The organism is Colwellia sp. 6_MG-2023 (assembly GCF_030547765.1).
GTDB lineage: Bacteria > Pseudomonadota > Gammaproteobacteria > Enterobacterales > Alteromonadaceae > Colwellia.
On record NZ_JAUOPP010000005.1, the window covers coordinates 167,150 to 189,824 of the forward strand.

Here is a 22,675-nt window from a genome sequence, read left to right on the forward strand (position 1 = left end):
TAGTCACACATTCCTGTTATAAGCTAATTGGCGCGTTGATCATCTATTTGCACACCTTCTGGCACGACAAAGTTAAATAAATTTGCCTCAGGAAGCGTATGATCGTCAAAATCACTTAGCTTAATATGACTTAATTGACCGGTAGCATCTAAAAAGGAAAACTGTTTCAATTTCCCCCCAGCTTTGTCTGTATCAAAAAGCAAAGTTAAACTTTTAATTTGGCTGTTTACATCCTTTGCTGTGATAACAAAACTGTTATCTTCCTCATTAGTAACACTATACTCTTGCCACATTGCCTCATCTTGGCTGGTTAACAATAAAATAGGCGTTTGTGCAATCGCAGCTGATAAAGAATACACACTCACTTGCTCGATCCATGGGTTATAAAACCAAACATTCTCACCATCAGACACAATCAAAAGCTCGTCTGGCTCTGACGTATGCCAATTAGCTAAATTTGGTTTGCTAATGGCTAACTTTCCTGAGCTTTGTTCAAGTATATCGCCTGATTCGCTCTGTACTTGTTGATCAAACTTAGCGCTAAAATGGTGTAAATTAGCAAGTTTAGCCATTAGTTCGATTTTAGCGGCTGATGTTTGTGTAGTGATCACGGATTCATTCGCCATAGTTTGTGCTTTTACTGCCACGTCATTATTTACAGGTATAGTGGTATTGAGTTCAAGTTGATTTGCTTGCACTACGTTATTTATAGCAACATTTAATGTTAGCGCTAGGGTAATAATATTCACATAATTCATATTCATTTTAATCCGAATTAATCTCTAATTGGTGGTGGGGCGAGTACTTCGCGAGCACCGTTATTGCCAGCAGTAGATACGATGCCTTGAATTTCCATTTGTTCAACAATTCTTGCTGAACGGTTATAACCAATTCTGAATTGTCTTTGGACACTCGAGATAGATACACGGCGCTTTTCAGTAACAAAATTAACAGCTTCATCATAAAGTGTATCTAATTCTTCATCTTCGCTGCCTTCAGGCTGCTCACCAGGCAGTAACATATCAGGATCACTACCACCTGCTAAAATTTCTTCAATATAATTTGGCTCACCGCGTAACTTCCAATCTTTAACGACAGCATGTACTTCATGATCATCAATAAAGGCACCATGAACACGGGTAGGAACGCCTGTGCCAGGCGGTAAATAAAGCATATCGCCCATACCAAGCAACTGCTCTGCCCCTTGTTGGTCTAAAATTGTTCGAGAGTTTAAACCTGATGATACTTGGAACGCCATACGTGTCGGAATATTTGCTTTAATTAACCCGGTAATGACATCTACAGAAGGACGTTGCGTTGCAAGTATTAAATGAATGCCTGCAGCACGGGCTTTTTGTGCAATTCGTGCGATTAATTCTTCTACTTTTTTACCAACAATCATCATCATGTCAGCAAACTCATCAACAATAACAACAATACTCGGTAATTTTTCTAATTGTGGTGGTGTTTGATCTAAACCATCGCTAGGTTGCCATAACGGATCAATAATAGGCTCACCTTCTTTCATCGCCCCTAAAACTTTCTTGTTATAGCCTTTTAAATTACGAACTCCCAAAGCTGACATAAGCTTATAACGACGTTCCATTTCAGCAACACACCAACGAAGAGCATTAGCGGCATCTTTCATGTCTGTAACCACTTCAGCTAACAGATGTGGAATACCTTCATAAACGCTTAATTCAAGCATTTTAGGGTCAATCATAATTAAGCGTACATCTTCAGGAGTCGATTTATACAATAAACTTACAATCATGGTATTAACACCAACAGACTTACCAGAGCCTGTAGTACCTGCCACGAGTAAATGAGGCATTTTTGCTAAATCAACAACAACCGGCTCGCCCGCAATATCCTTACCTAATACCATAGTTAATGATGAACTTGACTCTTCAAATTCTTTACAAGAAATAACTTCACTTAACCGAACAATTTCTCTGTGCTTATTAGGTAACTCTAAACCGATCACAGACTTACCTGGAATCACCTCAACTACACGGACACTTATAGCAGATAAGGCTCGCGCTAAATCTTTTGATAATGAACTAATTTTACTCACCTTCATACCTGGTGCTAAATCTAATTCAAAACGGGTGATAACAGGCCCAGGATATACAGCAACAACTTGTGCCACTACTTTAAAGTCAAGTAACTTAGCTTCAACTAAACGACTAACCTGCTCTAGTTCTTCTTGATTAATTGGGTTTTTCGCTTTGTCTGCCCTATCTAATAAATCAATTGACGGCATACCCTCAAATTTATCTTCAACACTGGGTACCAAATTAACTTGGCTGGTATCAGAACTAGCTGACAGTTTACCACGTGGCTGCAAATCGTCGGCCACATCAATTTTTTCAACTGTGCTAAAAGCAGCTGTAATTTCAGAATCATCAACATGCTCTTGAATATTGATACTAAAAGGACCATCCATTAAGTCGTCAATATCAACAAATGGCTCTTGAGTTTCAGGTTTTTCTGACACTTCAGGGGTTGAGTTCTTATTAAAAAACGGTATTGATATTTTTTTCTTAGCAGGTTCTTCAACTACCGGTTCATCATTGTTGAGCTCTTCTGCTATTGAATTTTTTTCTAACTCATTGTCAATTTTTTCATCTGTATTGGCATCACCCGTACCAAACTGAGTTTTTATCAACTGTGGAAGGTTCTTTAACAACATAAAGAAAGAAATACAGTAACGACCTACATCATCAATAAAGTTCAACCACGAAAAACCAGTTAATAATACAAAGCCTGAACAAGTAAACATTAAGAAAATTAATGTACTACCAACAAATGAAAAGTAAGGACGGAAGGTGTCACTTAATACATTACCTAAAATTCCACCGGCCGAAAAATAGTATATATCGTTAAAATTCATACTTGCTAATGAAGTTATCCCCATATAAAAAAGGATAAAACCGATCAGTTTCAAGCCAATAGTCAAATAATCTAATTGCATTAATTGATGAAATTTTTGGAATAATAGCCAGCCAATAAGTGCAACAACAAAAGGTAAGGTATAAGCAATATAGCCGAAAAGGTTTAATAATAAATCAGAAAGATAAGCGCCTACAGCACCACCAAGGTTTCTAATTTGGGTTTGATAACCAGTTTGTGCCCAGCCGGGATCAGCTGGATCAAAGCTAAATAATGCCAACATTAAAAACATAGCCAAGACACTAAAAAACAGTAAGCCTGTTTCTAATAAGCGTTGTACACCGCTTAATTGTGTAGTTAGCTCGTCAGTCGGCGTATTAACAGATTTTTGACTGGTTTCGTCAGTATTTTTTACGAGTTCTGAAGACAATTAAAATTCCATGATAAAAGAAGATGAGTGTTATATGTAACCATGTTAACCCAAAATAGACTAATAGGCATTTTGAAGAAGCAATGGTACGGTTAAAATAACAAATTATCGCTTAATTGGTAAGATATTACTGGATTTAATTTCATCCATAACAACATAAGTCCTACTTTCACTTACGCCAGGTAACCTTAAGAGGATATCGCCTAATAATTGCCGATAAGCTAGCATGTCTTTTACACGGGTTTTTAGAAGAAAATCAAAATTTCCAGAAACTAAATGGCATTCTTGTATAACATCTAAATCATGCACTGCACTAGCAAAATCATCAAAAACATCAGGACTAGTTTTAGACAAGGTTATTTCAACGAAGACCAATAAAGCAAGGTTTAACTTTGTTGAATTCAAATTTGCTTGGTAGCCTGTGATATATTTTTCTTTTTCAAGTCGCCTAACCCTTTCTAAACAAGCTGTTGGACTTAAACCTATACGCTTTGATAATTCTACATTTGATAACCTACCGTCTTTTTGCAGTTCAACAAGAATATTCTTATCAATACGATCTATCACTTTATTTGTTACTAAAGGCATACTGGATATATCACTATATTTTTATTTAATTCTAGGATTATATAATGGAAAACGATAAATTTCGACAGGTTATTCTATTAAAACACTTTTATACTACTCACTCTAACGAGGCAGTTTTCTTTAATAAGCTGCCTGATACCCAAGCTAGCTTAGATGTAGTACACAACACTATATTTTGAGGTAGCTTGGGTATCATAATTTAACTTAAGAGAGATAAGATTATGATTATTGGTGTACCTAAAGAAATTAAAAACCACGAGTACCGTATAGGTTTAACACCCGCAGGTGTTAAAGAGTTATCGGTAAATGGTCATCAAGTACTTGTTGAAAATAATGGCGGCGCCGCTATTGGTTTTGACAATGCACAATATATAGAAGCTGGTGCAAAAATAATTGATAACGCTACAGAGATATTTGCAACTGCAGATATGATAATTAAAGTAAAAGAGCCACAGCCTATTGAATGTAAAATGCTAAGACCTGGCCAAATTTTATTTACCTATTTGCATTTAGCACCAGACCCTAAACAAACTGAGTTATTAATTGCTTCAGGTGCTACTTGTATTGCTTATGAAACTGTAACGTCTCCTACCGGTGGTTTACCTTTACTAGCACCTATGTCTGAAGTCGCTGGTCGCATGTCTATCCAAGCAGGTGCACATGCATTAGAGATAGCACAAGGTGGTTTAGGCGCTTTACTTGGTGGTGTGCCTGGCGTGGCACCAGCAAAAGTACTCGTTGTTGGTGGTGGTGTTGTTGGTACTCAAGCGGCTCGTATGGCTGTTGGTATGGGTGCAGACGTAACAATATTAGATCGTTCATTAACACGTTTACGTCAATTAGATACTGAATTTGACGGACGTTTAAAAACAGTTTATTCAACAGCTGATGCAATGGCACAATTAATTGTTGAAGCAGATTTAGTCATTGGTGCCGTCTTAATACCTGGCGCTGAAGCGCCGAAATTAGTCACTAAAGCACACATTAAAGCAATGAAAAAAGGCGCTGTTGTAGTTGATGTTGCGATTGATCAAGGCGGTTGTTTTGAAACATCCAAAGCAACAACTCATCAAGACCCAACATACGTGGTTGATGATGTTGTTCATTATTGTGTTGCTAATATGCCTGGTGGCGTAGCAAGAACATCTACAATTGCACTCACTAATGCAACATTACCTTTTGCTGTTACTATTGCCAATAAAGGTGCTAAACAAGCTTTACTTGAAGATGAGCATTTATTAGCAGGGTTAAACGTTGCTGCAGGTAAAATTACTTATAAGCCAGTAGCTGATGTTTTAGGTTATGAGTTTGTCGAAGCAAAGACAGCACTTAACTTTTAGTATTTAAGTCTTTAAAAGGTAAATTTTATTAAGAGTACAAATTAAAATTTGTGCTCTTTTTTTTATTTCTTTTTCGAAAAATGCATATTCTCACTATACACCCTTGATAGAACCTCTTATCATCCCAATTAATAAAGCTATACATCTTTCAAATATATTACTATCAAAAATTCTGGAGAACTCATTCATGAGCGACGTTAGACATTGCCCACTACTTATTCTAGGCTCAGGCCCTGCAGGTTACACTGCTGCTGTATATGCAGCACGTGCAAATTTAAAACCTGTAATAATCACCGGCATGCAACAAGGTGGTCAATTAACAACAACAACAGAAGTAGAAAACTGGCCAGGAGATGCTGACGATTTAACCGGTCCAGCATTGATGGAACGTATGCAGAAGCATGCTGAAAAATTCGATACTGAAATTGTTTTTGATCATATTGAATCAGTAGATTTTTCTTCTAAACCTTATAAATTAACAGGCAGCAGTGAATATACTTGTGATGCATTAATTATTTGTACTGGCGCATCGGCACAATATTTAGGTTTACCTTCTGAAGAAGCCTTTATGGGCCGTGGTGTGTCAGCCTGTGCTACTTGTGATGGTTTCTTTTATAAAAATCAAAAAGTTGCTGTTGTTGGTGGTGGTAATACTGCTGTTGAAGAAGCACTGTACTTATCAAATATTGCTAGCGAAGTACACCTTGTTCACCGTCGTGATACTTTTAAATCTGAAAAAATATTAACGGATCGCTTATACGAAAAAGTGAAAAACGGTAATATCGTTTTACACACCGATCGCACCTTAGATGAAGTCTTAGGTGATAACATGGGTGTAACAAGTTTACGTTTAAAAGAAACCAACTCTGATACTACTGAAGTTATTGATGTTGCAGGTGTATTTATCGCCATTGGCCACAAACCAAATACCGATATTTTTAAAGACCAATTAGCAATGGAAAATGGTTACTTAACTATTCAAAGTGGTACGCAAGGTAATGCAACGCAAACAAGCGTAGAAGGCATTTTTGCGGCAGGTGATGTTGCTGACCACATCTATCGTCAAGCCATTACCTCTGCTGGTGCTGGTTGTATGGCTGCTTTAGATGCTGAACGCTACCTAGACGCTCAATAGTGACCAAAAAAAGTTTAAGCATATAGTTTACTAGCTTGATTAACTATATGCTTATAATAAGTCTTACAATTCTCTTAGCATAAAATTTTTAGGATAATATGCGCCTATATCAACTCAACGATAATAACGTGGCCTTTCCTCCTGTTAGCTCTGCGCTCACTGATCCTAATGGTTTATTAGCTTTAGGCGGCGATTTACAACCCAATCGATTAATAAATGCATACAGCCATGGAATATTTCCTTGGTTTAGTGAAGGTGACCCGCTAATGTGGTGGTCTCCAAATCCTAGAGCCATTATTAAATTTTCTGATTTACATGTGAACCGTACCTTGCGTAAAGCAATAAAAAAATCACCTTATAAAATCACCCTTAATTCAGCCTTTGAACAAGTTATTAAACAATGTGCTAATGCTCCCTTTCGTAATGATGACACCTGGATTTTGCCTGAAATGGAATCAGCTTATATCAACTTACATCAACTTGGCTTTGCCCATTCAATCGAAGTTTGGCAAATAAATAATGATGACGCATTATCACCAAAAGAAGAGCTTGTCGGTGGCTTATACGGCATCGCTATTAATGGTTTCTTTTCTGGTGAATCCATGTTTTATAGCAAACCTAATGCCTCTAAATTTGCCTTGGTAGCAATAAGTAAATTATTAAGTTCGGTTAACGTAGATTTTATTGATTGCCAGTTACTTAACCCTTTTTTAGCCGACATGGGCGCAAGCGAGGTGACTCGAGATGATTTTATTGATTTAAAAAATAAAGCTATCGATCTAACGATCGATAAAAATTTTTGGCATACTCGTGAACTAAACTTAAGTGAGTAATCGCAGATAAGTAACTAGGTCAACAGATATTAGGTAATTATCATAAATCCATAGCATCAACTAAACTCCTTTACATAAAATTAATAAGCAAATCAAAAGATAAGTAATAACTCTCTATGAATGATGATACTTTTAAAGTAGGTATAACAAAAACCTTTCCTTGTAGTTACTTGCCTAACAAAGAAGAGCGTTTATTAATTGCTATTGATGAACGATTACAAAATAATCGTGGTTACAGCATATTGATGATGGAAGGTTTTCGTCGCAGTGGCGACCAATCTTATCGGCCTCATTGCCCTAGCTGCAATGCTTGTAATTCTGTGCGGGTTATTGTGAATGAATTTCAACCTTCTAAAAGCCAAAAACGTTCATTAAAACGAAATGCACATTTCAAAATTACGACCTCTGAGCAATTAAAAGATGAATATTACCCTTTGTATGAAACTTATATTAATACCTGTCATCAAGACGGCAGCATGTTTCCTGCAAATTATGAGCAATTTCAAACCTTTCTTTCTAGTAAGTTAACTAAACAATTATTTATTGAGACTTGGTTAGAAGAAAATAACGACAAAAAGTTAGTGTGTCTAGCAGTAACTGATGTATTAACTAATGGTTTGTCTGCGGTGTATACCTTTTATCACCCTGATTATAGAGCAAATGGTTTAGGTGTTTTTTCTATTCTGACTCAAATAGAGTTTTGTAAAAAATTCAATTTACCCTTTTTATACTTAGGTTATCAAATAGATGATTGTAAAAAAATGAATTACAAAAATAGATATTTTCCTTATGAAATATTTACCAAGCAACAATGGTTACTTGTTCAAAAATAATATAATTTCTCTAATGTTATTTAATATCTCTCATAAATAAACCGCCACAAAGCTTTACATTAGCTGCACAATTAGGCATTATTCGCGCAGCTTTTTTTATCGGCAATAATTTATAACAATTTAATTTGAACTTATTGCTTGTTTGCACAACATATAGAGGTTTAGCGCCCCATGGCGAAAGAAGAAAATATTGAAATGCAAGGTACGGTTTTAGACACGTTACCTAACACTATGTTCCGAGTTGAATTAGAGAATGGCCATGTGGTTACTGCTCATATTTCAGGAAAAATGCGTAAAAACTATATTCGTATTTTAACTGGCGATAAAGTAACTGTTGAGTTAACGCCATATGATTTATCTAAAGGTCGCATTATTTTCCGTGCCAGATAGTTTATTGCGCTAAAGATAATATAGCACTACCACTAATAATTTTTATAGTTACTTATTATTAGTTAATGTTAAAAATTAAAAAACCAGTATTTAATTAAATACTGGTTTTTTTTGTTCATAATAAATAAGGACAATGATTAACGATAATCATCTAGTAACTTCTGCTCAAACTGGTCAGCACTTACCGTTAGATTTTTTTCAGCAATAGTATCTTGTAAGTCACTGAGCCTTTTTTCTACTTCAGAAATAGTTAGGGTATTATCATCGAGTCGATAAACTTGTATTAAACTTTGATAATAAAAAACTAAAATAATTAAAGCATTGTGCTCATCATTACTTACACCCACTTTAATTTTTTTCAATTTTCGATAAATTAGATTTTGTAGTTGTTTTATCTGCCATACATAGTAAATCTCTTTAAATGCATCAGAGCTTTTTAATGTATGCATAATGCCAGCACATGCAAGCAAAGCGAGAATCACGCCAAGTAGATTATACCTAAAGTTACTTACCCCTTCTTGGGCAAAACAGGCAATAAGCAGTTGACCAAAAATTAAAGACAAAATTAATAAAGTACCAATAAATCCGGCTATTACTATGTTTAAATGTTTTCTGTAACGTTGTTTATCTATATTGATTAACTGCATTAAGAGACGCTTTCCTTAGAAAATAAAAGTATGCTGTGTAGTGTAAATTATAAATTAAAGTGTTAGTCCTGAGTAACGTTTTATTTTGGTTTTTACACCATGTTGCCAAGTTGGCTTATTACTCGAAATCGTTAACATTGTTTTTGCTCGAGTAATCCCTGTATAAAGTAATTCACGTGATAATAATTGATGTTCAGCTTGTTTTGGCATTACCATAGCAACATGATCAAACTCACTACCTTGGGTTTTATGAATAGTCATGGCGTAAACCATGTCATATTTAGGTAAACGTGATGGCATAAACAGTTTATAACCGTCTTCAGTGTCTTCAAAATATGCCATTAATTGGCCTTCTTCAGTACGCCAAAGCAAACCAATATCACCATTATATAGCCCTAATCGATAGTCATTTTCATTGATCATAATTGGCATGCCATGATAATTAACCTCAGTATGAAAACGAGAAAATAATTGCTCTTTTATCCATTGATTTAACGCATCTACACCAAACTCACCTTGGCGAGTAACACACAAAACACGAAATTTAGCCAATAATGCAAAAGCACCAGAAACATCACGACATTGTGCTATGCCTTGGTAATACTTTTGAATTAAAGGTGGCAACCAACTACTTAAAGTATTATCCGCAAGGCTTAACTGGTTATTATCAGCTAACGCTTCTTCACTTGCTGAAGCCGTTAACAGCTGCCAACTGAGCGTTGACTCACCTTGAATAACATAATTTGCTAATATGCCTATTCCACCTTCTCCATCAAAACGACGACTTTTCATTAAGAAGCTTAAATGATCATGATAAGTCATCGGCTCTGCAGAAGCTTGATGAAATTGGCTGGCGAGAAATGTCTGCTCTATTTCACATACCTTTGCCAAATAAGCTAAGTTTTCCTTGCTGTAACCAGAATGAGGCCTTGGCGCAATATCTGCGAGTACACAGCCAACAGCCACAGAAGGTAACTGATCAGCATCACCTAATAGGATAACTTTTGTTTCAGGTTTTAAGGCACGAAATATACGTGTCATCATAGGTAAATCAACCATAGATACTTCATCGATCAATAACACATCACAAGACAATAAATTATTTTGATTATGTCTAAAATTATGATTATTAGGAATAACCCCTAATAATCGATGAATAGTTTTTGCCTGTGTTGGCATAGCAGCCAAAATATCATCATCAATAAGCCCTTTAAAGCCAGCTATTGCGTTTATGATAGATTCAGATAATCGTTGTGCAGCTTTACCTGTTGGGGCAACTAAGGCAATTTCTAAAGCCGGTGCATCTTCTTGTAACTGATTTTTTTCATGTAACATTAAGAGCGCAGCAAGTAGTTTGGTTACCGTATAAGTTTTCCCAGTACCTGGGCCACCAGCAATAACAGTGAAATTTTTATCAATGGCGTTAGCAACAGCCAGTTTTTGCCAATCAATTTCTTCACGCTTATTTTCTACAATATTAACAGCTTCATTCTGAAGGATATCTTTTCCCTGACTTGTTGGAAATAATTGACTAACAATGCTACTAATATCATTCACTGACACGGCAGATTTTTGCGTTAAACGTTTATGAATACCTTGAGCAAGCTCCCATTCAAATTGGTAATAGCGACGCATATATAAGCTATTATTATCGAAAACTACGGGTTGATGTTCTTCAGCCGAAAGATTAAGGGCTACTAATAGCCCTTCTAAAATATCAATACTTGGGAAAAGATAGCCTTGATGGCTACACTCACCAAGTTCATCGAAAGCAACACCCCAATGCTCCCCAGCAATTTCAGTTATTGGTAGACATGTATGTCCTGCACGTAAACTAACACTTAATGCTATTAATAAATGCATTAAAATCTGTTGTTGTTCGTCAGATAAATCAGCACTAGCAGTTAACGCTGTCAGCAATTCCTTTCCAAAAAAGTAATCTATCGCCTCTATATTAGCTAATTGTTGTTGCGCTTGGTTAAAGTTAACGATTATGTGAGCCATTATTGTTGCTCCTTCATTAACTTGTTAGCTAACGGCTTGCCCAAAAAAAGCTCATCTAATTGAATTAGCTCATTCTCCGTGATCTGTCGATAATAAACGCCCTTCCCTTGATGGCTGGCATCGTTTGTCATACCACGTAGATATAAATAATATATACCGCCAAAATGTTCCGCTACATCATAATCAGGTAGGTTTTGTTGAAGATAACGATGTAACGCTAAACTATAAATAAGATACTGTAAATCATAGTAGTTTTTTTCTATATCATCACGCAATGCATTGTAATCATAATCGTTATAATCATCACCTAAATGGCTAGACTTATAATCACAGACATAATATTTACCGTTTTGCTCAAACACTAAATCAATAAAGCCATGCATCATGCCCTTTAAGGATTTATAGCTTGGTAACCTAACATTATTTTGCTTCACTGTAGTTGTATTAGTATTTCGATGATCGGTTAACAATTTCTCTAAATCTGTAATATTGGCTTCATTCATTGGGAAGTAAAACTCATTTTCACGCAGGGTTTTCTGTACAGGAATATCAGCTAAACAAAAAGTATCAAGCGTATCGCTTTTATTAGTCATTGGGGTTTTTACAATTTCATCGAGCCAACACACTAGATCAACGTCAGTAAAACCTGTTGTTAGCTCTCCATATTTAAGTAAAGGCCACTTAGTACTTTCAAGCATGTTATTTTCAATCACATCACTGCTTTTAAAATTACTGTGCTCTAAAATATCATGTAATAAATTACCACTATGTGCGCCTTTTACTAATTGAAAGCGGAGTAATGCTTTTTCACTTTTCCGATTTGTTACACTGCTATCAACGACTTCTACCGAGTCTCTATCCGGCGAAGAAATCCCACCATGGCGTAAGTTTTTACTTAAGGCAGAAAATGAACTTAGCCACCAATCTCGTTCAATTTTACCAATAAATTTACTAACTTCTAGTTCAGCTGTTTTTTCAACTTGCTGTTTTTGCGAAATAACATTGCTAGCAATATCATTAGCAAGACTATCAAACGATTCAAGTTGTAAACTAATAGTCTCTGGTGAACTAGCCACTAACTGGTTAAGACTTTGAACAATATCTTGCTCAGGTTGCCATTGCAGGGTTTTACCTAAAGGCGACAATGCATACTTATCAAAGGCTGTGCTTAAAATGTAGCACCGACGTTCAGCTCGTGTTATGGCAACATATAAAAGGCGAATACTTTCAGCATAAGCTTCATTTGCCATAGCAATTTTAGCCTGTTCATCGCCATCTAAACTAAGACATAACTGTCCTTGCTCATTATGGTATTCAATATAACTAACGGATTTATTACCAAACTTAAGTGGATCGTTATGACGAGTGGCAAAAGGAATGAAAACAATTGGATACTCAAGACCTTTAGCACCATGTTGCGTAACAATACGAATTAGATCGCCATCACTTTCAAGTCGTTGCTCTGTTTCTAAATCATTTGTTGCCCGAGCATTATCATCATGGCACTGTTGTTCAAACCAATAGAGTAATTCTTGTGGTTGTAAAAACTGTTGGCTTGCTGATTGTAAAATCTCAAATAAATGCAAAAGATTGGTCAATGCACGAGATTTATTACCGCTGTCATTAGCACCAGAGAAATCAAAATGCTGATGCATAATAGTAATCGCCATTGAGATAAAACCCTGACGCTGCCATTGTTCTCGATAGTCGAAGAAGTGAAATTTTAATGTTTGATATGCCGATTCATCTTGTTGCAGTTTATACAACGCAGAAGCGTTAATACCAAGTAATCCACAAGTAATAGCACTTAAATAGAGACGTTCGTCTTCTGGTGCTAATATACCTCTTAATAATTTAATCAGCTGCTCTGCTTGTTCACTATCAAATAAATTAGCCCGATCAGATAAAAAGACACTCGCTAAATTAGCTTGTAACAACGCTTCTTTAATAGCACTTGCTTCTCGTCCATCACGTACCAAAATGGCAATATCTTTTGGTTTTATTTGTTTATTATCTGTTGTCTGCTCAGCAGCAAGATTAGTAATATCATTTTTATTAAGTAAACTGACAATTTCATTTGCACACCAAGTAGCCATTAATGGTCTTACCGACTGCGGCACTTTGTCAGTAAAACCCTCGCCAGTAAAATGTACAAACCTTAATGCTCGTCCCTTATTGGTTAATGAGTCAACCTTAGCATCGGCTTTCTTCCCTGCAAGTACCGGTTGATAGTCGATGCCATAACCAAAAACTGATTGTTTCACACTGCTCTCAGTAGCCGAGCCAGAAAACACCTGATTATACGCTTCGACAACATCAGGACTTGAGCGCCAATTAGTATCCATCAACCAATGATAATCACAATCACTACGAGCATTTAAATAAGCAAAGATATCACCACCACGAAAACCATAAATAGCTTGTTTAGGATCACCAATTAAATAGAGTGCATTTTTACTCTCTTCATCACTGCTAGTGTTATCACTGCTCACACCTGATTGATCTTTTTGATAATAAATTCCCTGCAAAATAGCAAATTGTTGAGGATCTGTATCTTGAAATTCATCAACTAACGCCACAGGGTATTGCGCTAATAAAGTTTGCGCTAAAATATTACTTGTTTGCTGTGAACTTGAGGAATCCTTTTTAGGCGTTTGTTGCAAACAATCAGCCAAGGTATTAATAAGGTCGTCAAAATCTAAACAATTAAGCTGCTCTTTTGTTTGTTTTACTTGTTGTCTGATTTGATAAATAGCGCCTCTTACAATTTGATAAGCTTGGGCTTTATTGATGTTTTTAGCTAAGTTTTTCACTTGCGCTTTAATTTCTTTAGCACTGTCTAAAACCTGCGCTAATTGCACTTTAAATGCTTTAGGATGGCGACTACCATTTAGCAAGTAATCTGGCATAGGATAGGCGGCAGCGTCCAATAAAGCGTTGTGGTCTTGGCACTGCGCGATGTTATCTAACCATTGCTTTAATTTAACAAGCTCTTCAGCGCGCTTTTCTTGCTCTTCTGGTTTTTTGTGTGCCACTAATCCTTCATCAAGTAAGCTTGTATTATTATTTAAAGCTACACTGGCATGTTTGGCTAATTGGATAAAATTAGCCACTAAGCTTTGTACATCAATAACCGACAACTCACTTCGATGTGAAATAGCTTTAGCAAAACTTGAAACAAAGGCCGTAGGCGTTGCCCAAAAAGCTTCAACTAAGACAAAATTTTCAATACTTTGTTTCGCCAATTGACGATACCAATCTTGCGTTGCTTCTAGTACTAATTCGTTACTATTGGTCGACATATTCGCGTTAAAAGGTAAACCACTCGCAAAAGCATGTTGCGTTAACGCGCGTTGACAAAAACCATGGATAGTAAAAATGGCCGCTTCATCTAAAAACAATAATGCACGTTTTAATAAAAACTCGATTTTATTAGGGTTAGCGTTATCTGGGTTCACTCGCTTATCAATGGCTTTAAAATAAGGATCCTGACTACACAAGGTAGGCCAGTTATTAAGCGCTTCACGAATAAAGGCATCAATACGCCCTCTTAGCTCTTGAGTCGCGTCTTTAGTGAACGTCATCAGTAAAATCTCTTCAACTTTCAACTCACGCTCAAGCAATAAACGTAAATAAATACGAGTTATGTTGTAAGTTTTTCCTGTACCAGCACTGGCTTCAATTAAATGTCGGCCAGTTAACGGGATGGTAGATGAATCTAAATTAGTTAAGGTAAATTTTGATGACTGACTCATGACTTTTCACCTTTAGCCTTACTTTTACTTTTACTCTTGCTTACATGCTTAAATAAACTTTGATAAACAGTATTTAATTGCGGTAAGTATGCGGTAATGTCAGGACATTGTTGCCAAAAATACGCAATATAAGGATCATGACTAAGCCCTGGAACAGAATCATCGCCATACCAAATACCTTCAAAACGATCTTGTGTCATTTCCACAGCTTTACCGCGTACTTGCTTAAACACATGAGCCGCTAATTCACTATTCAATAACAAGGCTTGTTTTTGGCCCTGTTCATAAGTGCTTAATAGCATATTCAGCTCAGCTTCAGCATTTTCGATACTGGTAACACTATAATGTTCGACACTTTGTGCTTTAGCGTTAAAGTAGAAACCACAGGTACTCTGTACTTGACTAAGAATATTACTTCCATAATCTTTAATGCCCATATTTTGTTGTTGCCATAACTGAACAATCAAATGATGTAAAAATAACGTAAATAAATCTTTCACTTTCGCACCAGAGCTACGATAAAAGACTAACTGAACACCATCATGAGTCTGTTTAACCGGTATTTTTGCCATCAAAATAATAGGGGCGCTTGCCTGTAGACTCATACTAGAATTTGCTGTTTTATGTGGATTGACGGTTATCTGGCAATCAATCAATTCTGGATTATCACAGCCCTGATCAATAATTTCTTGGCTAAATTGTTGAGTTTCGTCTAACCAATTATCAAAATCAGCTTGTGTACTAGGCGCATCAGGGAATTTTCCGGATAATTTAGCCGCATGTAATACTTGCTCTGTGCTATTTATTAGCGGCTTTGTAGTATTAGCAGATAACGCTGTTAAACTTGCAGTTAATAAATCTTGTTTTAATAAATAACGATCTAAATAATCTGCGCTAAAAGGCTCTACATCATTTAGTTGCACGCTATTATCATCTAAGTACAAGTTTAATGCCTTTTGAGCGAACATCTTGCTTGGGTGTTGAAAAAACCGTATTAAATCGTTTGCGGTGATTGATTCTAACTCAATTTCTTCATCTGTTATGACTAACGAAGTTTTATCACGCTGGACATTTTGACCATTATTTTGTGCTAACTTAAACCAGTTAGCATTAAAACTCGCCTTTATTGGTGAAGCAGTAATTACTATGGAAGAATTAGCTGTTGACGATTTAGCGGTTAAGTCTGGCGCGGCCAAGTAATTACCTTCACTAAAAGGCTGCATAGGCATTTGCTGCAATTGATTCGGTGGGTTTTCATCTTCATTGTCTTTATCAAAGTTCCAGCCATAGCCTTGCGTAAGATAATCCATTAACTCTTTAAGCACGAGTGAAGGCTGCTTTTCGTTATTGTTTTTAATATTACGGCCTTGATAGCTTAAATACAGTGAATTTCTTGCTGAGATGATTGCTTCTAGAAATAAATAACGATCATCTCCACGACGAGATCTATCCCCTAACCTTGCTGGACTAGTTGCCATTAAATCAAAACCTAATGGTTGTCGTTGTCTTGGGAATTCACCATCATTCAAACCTAAGACCGCAATAATTTTAAATGGAATACTACGCATAGGCAGCATAGAGCAGAATGTTACTTGTCCAACCATAAATTGACGACTAGCATCACCTTGACTGAAGTGGTTATTGAGAAAGTCTACAACAATGGCTAAATCAATTACTTCTTCAAAATGTGCATGAGAGCAATATTCAACCAAGGCACTGATTGCCTGTTCGATAATCGCTAAGCTATTTTCAATTTGATTATTTAGCTGTGCATTTATTGCTTGTGAAGCACTTTTCGATTTCGTCTCGTTAGAAAAATAACGATTAGTAGTAAACAACAATGACAGTTGGCTTAGTAAGAAAGTCTGCCAATCTTTAGCTGTTCTGGGTGTATTTAACTGTTGGGCTAAGCTTTGTAGTTGTTCAATAAATAACATTAATTGCCCAAGTAATATTGCGTCATCACCTTCAACTGCTGCCAGTAAGAGTTGCTCTTGATAAATACTATCGCTATCAGAAAAAGCGAACCCTCTTAATAAACGAGATAACCCTTGCTGCCAAGTAAAGCTATTACTGACATTATCACCCAGTATTTTAGCTTTATGTGACTTATCTAAGCCCCAATGAACAGTTGCTTGTTTCAACCAAACCGCTATTTTTTCGCCGTCTTCTTCATTAATAGAAAATTTATTAGCAACGGCAGGCAAACGAATAAAGCTTAATAAATGAGACACTTGAAACCGAGAGTCTGGTAAGGTTAACAGCTCACTAAACGCAGCAATCAAGGGATCACTATCTTTTGCACTGCGATCAGCAATAGAACAAGGTAATGGCGGTACTTCATCGTTTAATTCTTGCCAGCCACGCGTAAATACTGCATTTACATAAGGTGCATATTGCTCGATTTGCGGACACATAACCAATACATCTTTTGGTGTTAGCTTATCTGTATTGTTTGATTGACTAGCAGATGTATTAAATTGATGAAGAAGGAAGTCGTGTAAGGCTTGTACTTCGCGTAAAGCACTATGACAACTAACGAATGTAATAGAGTCATCGATTAACACCTCTGGTGCTTTCGTGGCATCATGTAACGCTAAAATATCATTTTGTAACTTATGTAAAATTCGCTCTGCTGGCTTGTTGCTATCACTATCATTGTCACTACTGATTGAATTATTATCTGCACCTTGGTTATCCGAGCTCGCTTTAACAAATAGCTCAACATTAACCGTACTGTAATCTTGTAATAAAGCTAAAAATTCACGCCCTTGCTGTCCTAAATTAGCTAATAAAGGGTTACCAACAAATAGATGCTCATCATCAACACCGTTAGACCAGTGAGAGAGTTTACTAATAGCTTGTTTTTCACTAATAATATCGCCCCAATAAGAAAAACAAGGATTGAGATGATAAAAGTCTACTTCGATATACTCGCTTAATGCGTTTATAAAGGTCAACCACATCGGAGCCATGCTGTTAATACCAAAAAAGCTTAACCGTTTCGGTAATAGCAAGGGATCGGCTGCAAGCTTATTATCGATATTAGCCATCGCATTATTTAATAACTCTACTGGATTATAAGCGAGTTGTTTAATAAGTTGTTGCCATAGTTTGGCTTGCCACTTACTGTCATTAGACAATAACTCAACTTCTTGCCCCTTTTGCCAAGAGTCTAACCATTCAGGGCGGAAGATTAAATACTGTTCATATAAATCAGCCATTTGCTCTGCTAACTGATAGCGCTTTAAATTCTCCTGACTGCTGAAAATATTTTCTTTGCTAGCGTTCGGCTGCTCTTGATTTGAATAAGCGTTTTCTGTTGCTGATGACTTATGCCAATACCGAGTTGCAGCGATAAAATCACTGTCATCAATTACACTTTTTGTCGCTAATAAAGCATAAATACGCCAAGTTAACACTTCTCTTGAGTAAGGTGACTGTTCTGGTACATCTTCATCACTAGCCAGCGTCCTTATTAGCTTCCATAGATACTGTGCTGGTAACGCGTAACCCATATTCATGCTAATACCACGTTCTTCGGCAATAGCGAGGTTTAACCAATGCTGCATCCCTGGATTTTGCACCACAATCACTTCTTGACTGAATACACCTAGGGGAGATAGTTGGGAAATTTTATTAAGCAGCAGTAACAAATTTTCCATTTTGTTAGCGGGATAAAGATTGATCAATGTAGTGTTTACCGTATAAAGCTTGATACCCTAAATTTAACCACAAGCAGGAATTGAACACCATGTATTTCAGAGAATAAACACCGAATGATTACTAAAAAGCTTAAATAACTAACAAACACTTTAGTGTAAACTAACACGCTAACTTCATCGTTATTATTATAATTAAGTATTCAGATCAAATAACCTTATAAAAACTATGTTATTCAATAATTAATATATTCACTCCCCCCTCTATTAATGTAAAATTATCGAATACTATATTCACAGGATAGGGATTATGTAATGAATTTAATTGAACTAATTTCACAGTCGTCATTTACTGAAATAGCAGCGCTGCTCGTGTTAGCTGCACTCATGGGGTTTATCGGACTATTATTAAGACAACCCCTTATTGTAAGTTTCATTGCAGTGGGGTTAATAGCAGGACCTTCCGTACTGGATATTGTTCATTCCAAAGATCAAATCAAGCTGCTCTCTGAATTAGGCATCGCGGTACTGTTATTTCTTGTTGGTATCAAATTAGATGTAAAGTTAATTAAGTCTATTGGTGGCGTTTCTGTTCTAACGGGTCTTGGTCAAGTTGCTTTCACATCCTTATTTGGTTATTACATAGGCTTAGGTATTGGCTTAGACCATATCACTAGTCTTTATGTTGCAGTATCACTTACTTTTTCTTCAACTATTATCATTGTAAAGTTACTCTCTGATAAACGAGAAATTGAATCATTACATGGCCAAATCGCACTGGGTTTTTTAATTGTTCAAGATCTCGTTGTTGTAGTGGCTATGATTATATTAGCAACTATTGGTATTGGCTCTGGGCATGGCGATTCAAATAATTCATCTGTTTGGCAAGTCGCTATTTCAGGTGTTGGATTACTGGGTTTTGTTATTATTTTTGTGCGTTATATAGCTAACCCTCTTACTGAAAAACTAGCTAAAGCGCCTGAGCTATTAGTAATATACGCCATTGCACAAGCAGCCCTTTTTGCCGCCATAGGAGACATCGTCGGTTTAGGTATGGAAGTGGGTGGATTACTCGCAGGTGTTGCCTTAGCTTCAACCCCTTATCGAGAAAGTATCGCTGCCAGACTTGCGCCCTTACGTGACTTTTTATTGCTGTTTTTCTTTATCGCCTTAGGCGCAACATTAGACTTGTCTTTATTAGGCGCGCATCTACCAGGCGCAATGCTTTTCTCACTATTTGTACTTATTGGTAATCCACTCATTGTCATGATTATTATGGGGCTTATGGGCTATGGTAAAAGAACAGGTTTCCTTGCTGGTTTAACCGTAGCTCAAATTAGTGAATTTTCATTAATTTTCATTGCGATGGGTATTAGCTTAGGACATGTACCACAAGATATTCTGGGATTAGTAACATTAGTTGGCATTATCACCATTGCCGCATCAACGTATATGATCACCTACTCACATCAACTCTATTCTATTTTTGCGCCCGTTATTGGTATGTTTGAACGTTCAGGCGTTCCTCGCGAAAATATGACGGATGATCATACTGATGCTCACTACCCCGTTATTATCTTTGGTTTAGGTCGCCTTGGCACTGCCATTGCGATGCGACTTAAAGAACAAGGTATTAGCGTATTAGGTATCGACTTCAACCCTGCTGCTATAAAACATTGGCGACTGTTAGGTTTAGAGTGTGAATATGGCGACGCAACCGATGCTGAATTTATCATCGAGTTACCATTGAATCATGCAAATTGGGTTGTTTCAACAATTCCACATTTACACACAGGCTTGTCGTCAGAAGATATTAGAAGAACCGTGATTCAATTAACCCGATCAGCTGGGTATAAGGGTAAATTAGCCGCTGTTTCACAAAGCAGTATAGATACCGAAGAGTTAAACTTACTCGATGTTGAACTCATATTAGAGCCTTTTCAGGATACAGCAGACCGAGCAGCTAAAATGCTTTTAGAGGGTCTTGCTATTCAATCAGACAGCTCTGTCAGTCATGAATTAAAAGAGTAAGTTGGTAAATATTCATTAAAATAAAGGTCGAAACAGAATGCTGCGTCGGCCTTTGCTTTAGCTGTTAATGTAATATTACCGATGTGCTTATGTGACGTTATTATGAATTATTAAGCTTTAAACCTTTAACAGAAATTGAAGTGTATAAAACTGAAATTGAACAAGGTAAAACCCACGCGATGTTAAAATTGACTTAGCAAAAGAGTTAATCGCACGTTTCCATGATCAAGCAGCAGCGGAAGTGGCTCATCAAGAATTTATTAAAAGAAGCTGGTTTAGTGGGAAGTACGTCAGATGCTTACCGCATGATTAAATAAGGCGCTGCGAAAATAGATGGCGAAAAAATGACGTGTAGAAAGTGAGCATTAATCTGCTCACTTTCTACATAGGTAAAGTTCTAATCTATTGATTTTTAGTGTTTAATTTCTTAAGCACTGCGTCATACTCAGCACAAAATAGCTGAGTATGACGCAGTGCTTAGTTTTTACAAATGTAATGTTTAAAATAAAACCACCTATTTACTATAAAGCTTTGACAGGTAATGATTTAATTATTATTGTTTTGTTATTCTTTTATTTCATAATCCGTTACTATCGTGAATTATGGATAATAAACTGTTAGCTCAATAGAGTTTTTTTCAATTAAGGTAAATCTAATTTGATTATTTCCCCGTTACTAAATATTAGTGATGAATTAGCTGATGATACGGTTCTTTATCGAACGATAGATTTTTTTGGTGCTACCTCAATCATTTCAAATCAAAGCTTTATGTTCACTAGAGCCGATGCTTTTTCTGATCCGAATGAAGGCATAGAAAGGTTACTTCTTCAACTAGAGGCTGGACCCATTGGGTGCGGAGGAATGGGGTGGACTGACTCTTTAACTGCAAAAGAACATCACGAAAGAATTAAAAAAAGTTACTATATCAGTTGTTGGAGTAGAAACCCTGAATCAGTAGCTATGTGGTCTCTATATTCTCAAGACTATTGCTCTGTTCGTATTGCTACAACCGTTGGTAAATTAAAGCAGGTAGTGAATAACCTACTTGATAAATATTGCTTACGAAATTTATCCGAAAGTGATATTGGGCAAAAGAAGATAGTTTCGGTTGAAGGTGGAATTAAACCTGTAACTTATGCTTGTTTGCACAATCTTTCTTCAAAAGTTTCAAGGCGATTAAAAGCATATAAAAGAATAGAAGCAAGATATTTGAGAAAAGGAATAGACAAACCTACTTTAGATGAAGTAAATCCAAGGTATTGGGAGCGTGAAGAGCAGCGAAATATTAAAGAGTTACAGACTAACTGTAACTTGAAGGATAATAGTTTTAAACATGAAGATGAAGTGAGGCTTTCAGTCAGGTTAGCTGAGGCTAATTGTGATGATAACTTACTCAAACTACGAGAGTATTATGATCCTAATAACAAATACCATTCAATTATGAAAAGGCGATTAAAGTCACATGAGTTTGGTATAAAGCTTGCCAGTTTTGACAGGGAATATGTAAAGTGCCCTGAAAATTTGGTTAGCTCTGTTGCATTAGATCCACGATGCCCACCGCATAAAGCACTGTTTATTAAAAACTGGTTTAGAGAGCAGAATATACCAATAATAGAGTCTATGTGCTTTGGTTATCTCCCAAATTACTTTGATGTGTTTCCTGAAAAATGAGCTAAATCGGGTAGCCGGAGGTTTCTACCCTCCAGCCCCCACACCACCCTGCATGCGGCTCCGCACAGGGCGGTTCATTAACCATGATGGATTTTGACCCAAATATTCCTAAGTGACAATAAACCTGCATTGGCTAAATACTCGTTGCGCAATGCCTGATTTATCCCTTTCGTTTTCGCACTTCGCCATACCCCTTTTCTTGTCGACCCACAGCTCACCGCTAGCGCTAATGGAACACCGCGTTTTAATAGATTTTTCACTTTGGATCTAGGCTTTCGCCATTGCCGCCAATGGCATAATTAGGCCACCCATAATAACAGCAGGCAATAATAGGCAGCCTCTTTAGCTTTTTTTGGGTTACTCTAATATCTATTAAGTCGAGGAAATTAAGATTATCTGCTGACATATTATGAATGTTGCTGAAATGGTTGAATTTAAGCCGAGTTAAAACCGTTATTTTG

Annotated in this window: 16 protein-coding genes and 1 pseudogene; 8 read left to right on the forward strand and 9 right to left on the reverse strand. The window is 36.6% G+C overall.

Annotated features, from left to right (window positions below; genetic code table 11):
* Window positions 1–23 precede the first annotated feature (23 nt).
* The 3 genes from lolA to lrp all read right to left on the reverse strand — a co-directional run bounded on the left by lolA (window position 24) and on the right by lrp (window position 3,913).
* Window positions 24–764 (reverse strand): outer membrane lipoprotein chaperone LolA, encoded by a 741-nt coding sequence (gene lolA / locus Q4503_RS05300; protein ID WP_303601598.1) that lies wholly within the window; start codon window positions 762–764, stop codon window positions 24–26.
* An 11-nt stretch (window positions 765–775) separates the two neighbouring features.
* Window positions 776–3,325 (reverse strand): DNA translocase FtsK, encoded by a 2,550-nt coding sequence (locus tag Q4503_RS05305; protein WP_368506794.1) that lies wholly within the window; start codon window positions 3,323–3,325, stop codon window positions 776–778.
* 105 nt (window positions 3,326–3,430) lie between these two features.
* On the reverse strand, window positions 3,431–3,913 hold the full coding sequence (lrp, locus tag Q4503_RS05315) for a leucine-responsive transcriptional regulator Lrp (protein WP_215974123.1): 483 nt from the start codon (window positions 3,911–3,913) through the stop codon (window positions 3,431–3,433).
* A gap of 221 nt (window positions 3,914–4,134) precedes the next feature.
* On the opposite strand from lrp, the gene ald reads away from it, so the two are divergent.
* The 5 genes from ald (at window position 4,135) to infA (ending at window position 8,444) form a co-directional block, all read left to right on the forward strand.
* Complete coding sequence (ald, locus tag Q4503_RS05320; protein WP_303601599.1) at window positions 4,135–5,253, forward strand: alanine dehydrogenase; 1,119 nt, start codon at window positions 4,135–4,137, stop codon at window positions 5,251–5,253.
* Window positions 5,254–5,440: 187 nt separating this feature from the next.
* Window positions 5,441–6,388, forward strand: a complete 948-nt coding sequence (trxB, locus tag Q4503_RS05325; protein ID WP_303601600.1) for a thioredoxin-disulfide reductase — start codon at window positions 5,441–5,443, stop codon at window positions 6,386–6,388.
* Between the two features lie 98 nt (window positions 6,389–6,486).
* A complete protein-coding gene (aat, locus tag Q4503_RS05330) occupies window positions 6,487–7,221 on the forward strand; it encodes a leucyl/phenylalanyl-tRNA--protein transferase (protein ID WP_303601601.1) in 735 nt (244 codons plus the stop codon).
* A gap of 116 nt (window positions 7,222–7,337) precedes the next feature.
* Window positions 7,338–8,054, forward strand: a complete 717-nt coding sequence (locus Q4503_RS05335) for an arginyltransferase (RefSeq protein ID WP_303601602.1) — start codon at window positions 7,338–7,340, stop codon at window positions 8,052–8,054.
* Window positions 8,055–8,225: 171 nt separating this feature from the next.
* The gene (infA, locus tag Q4503_RS05340) at window positions 8,226–8,444 is read left to right on the forward strand and encodes a translation initiation factor IF-1 (protein WP_011043571.1); all 219 of its coding nucleotides are present in this window, start codon (window positions 8,226–8,228) and stop codon (window positions 8,442–8,444) included.
* A 137-nt stretch (window positions 8,445–8,581) separates the two neighbouring features.
* On the opposite strand, the gene Q4503_RS05345 is transcribed toward infA, so the two are convergent.
* The 4 genes from Q4503_RS05345 to recC are packed head-to-tail and all read right to left on the reverse strand — an operon-like array spanning window position 8,582 to window position 18,542.
* Window positions 8,582–9,091 (reverse strand): DUF3087 domain-containing protein, encoded by a 510-nt coding sequence (locus tag Q4503_RS05345; RefSeq protein ID WP_303601603.1) that lies wholly within the window; start codon window positions 9,089–9,091, stop codon window positions 8,582–8,584.
* 54 nt (window positions 9,092–9,145) lie between these two features.
* Window positions 9,146–11,095 (reverse strand): exodeoxyribonuclease V subunit alpha, encoded by a 1,950-nt coding sequence (gene recD / locus Q4503_RS05350; protein ID WP_303601604.1) that lies wholly within the window; start codon window positions 11,093–11,095, stop codon window positions 9,146–9,148.
* Window positions 11,095–14,850: an exodeoxyribonuclease V subunit beta gene (gene recB / locus Q4503_RS05355; protein WP_303601605.1), complete on the reverse strand. Its 3,756-nt coding sequence runs from the start codon at window positions 14,848–14,850 to the stop codon at window positions 11,095–11,097. Before recB ends, recD begins: the two co-directional genes overlap by 1 nt.
* Entirely contained in the window at window positions 14,847–18,542 is a 3,696-nt protein-coding gene (gene recC / locus Q4503_RS05360; RefSeq protein WP_303601606.1) for an exodeoxyribonuclease V subunit gamma, read from the reverse strand. The genes recB and recC overlap by 4 nt, the downstream gene beginning before the upstream one ends.
* A gap of 285 nt (window positions 18,543–18,827) precedes the next feature.
* Here recC and Q4503_RS05365 point away from each other — a divergent pair, with 285 nt between their 5' ends.
* The 3 genes and pseudogenes from Q4503_RS05365 to Q4503_RS05375 all read left to right on the forward strand — a co-directional run bounded on the left by Q4503_RS05365 (window position 18,828) and on the right by Q4503_RS05375 (window position 22,214).
* On the forward strand, window positions 18,828–20,543 hold the full coding sequence (locus Q4503_RS05365; RefSeq protein WP_215974132.1) for a cation:proton antiporter: 1,716 nt from the start codon (window positions 18,828–18,830) through the stop codon (window positions 20,541–20,543).
* Window positions 20,544–20,614: 71 nt separating this feature from the next.
* Window positions 20,615–20,857, forward strand: a pseudogene (locus tag Q4503_RS05370) (tyrosine--tRNA ligase); the annotation flags it as partial.
* Window positions 20,858–21,200: 343 nt separating this feature from the next.
* Window positions 21,201–22,214, forward strand: coding sequence for a DUF2971 domain-containing protein (locus Q4503_RS05375; RefSeq protein WP_303601607.1), 1,014 nt, complete (start codon window positions 21,201–21,203; stop codon window positions 22,212–22,214).
* Window positions 22,215–22,291: 77 nt separating this feature from the next.
* Here the strand turns inward: Q4503_RS05375 and Q4503_RS05380 are convergent, their stop codons facing one another.
* Both Q4503_RS05380 and Q4503_RS05385 read right to left on the reverse strand, forming a co-directional pair.
* Window positions 22,292–22,474 (reverse strand): Retron-type RNA-directed DNA polymerase, encoded by a 183-nt coding sequence (locus Q4503_RS05380; protein ID WP_303601608.1) that lies wholly within the window; start codon window positions 22,472–22,474, stop codon window positions 22,292–22,294.
* A partial coding sequence (locus tag Q4503_RS05385) for a hypothetical protein (RefSeq protein ID WP_303601609.1) occupies window positions 22,471–22,675 on the reverse strand: 205 nt, incomplete at its 5' end. The genes Q4503_RS05380 and Q4503_RS05385, both read right to left, overlap by 4 nt.

Bases quoted from the DNA above. Each gene is read 5' to 3' on its own strand.
- lolA (WP_303601598.1), bottom strand. From the start codon at position 764: ATGAATATGAATTATGTGAATATTATTACCCTAGCGCTAACATTAAAT.
- lrp (WP_215974123.1), bottom strand. From the start codon at position 3,913: ATGCCTTTAGTAACAAATAAAGTGATAGATCGTATTGATAAGAATATT.
- ald (WP_303601599.1), top strand. From the start codon at position 4,135: ATGATTATTGGTGTACCTAAAGAAATTAAAAACCACGAGTACCGTATA.
- trxB (WP_303601600.1), top strand. From the start codon at position 5,441: ATGAGCGACGTTAGACATTGCCCACTACTTATTCTAGGCTCAGGCCCT.
- aat (WP_303601601.1), top strand. From the start codon at position 6,487: ATGCGCCTATATCAACTCAACGATAATAACGTGGCCTTTCCTCCTGTT.
- Q4503_RS05335 (WP_303601602.1), top strand. From the start codon at position 7,338: ATGAATGATGATACTTTTAAAGTAGGTATAACAAAAACCTTTCCTTGT.
- infA (WP_011043571.1), top strand. From the start codon at position 8,226: ATGGCGAAAGAAGAAAATATTGAAATGCAAGGTACGGTTTTAGACACG.
- Q4503_RS05345 (WP_303601603.1), bottom strand. From the start codon at position 9,091: ATGCAGTTAATCAATATAGATAAACAACGTTACAGAAAACATTTAAAC.
- recD (WP_303601604.1), bottom strand. From the start codon at position 11,095: ATGGCTCACATAATCGTTAACTTTAACCAAGCGCAACAACAATTAGCT.
- recB (WP_303601605.1), bottom strand. From the start codon at position 14,850: ATGAGTCAGTCATCAAAATTTACCTTAACTAATTTAGATTCATCTACC.
- Q4503_RS05365 (WP_215974132.1), top strand. From the start codon at position 18,828: ATGAATTTAATTGAACTAATTTCACAGTCGTCATTTACTGAAATAGCA.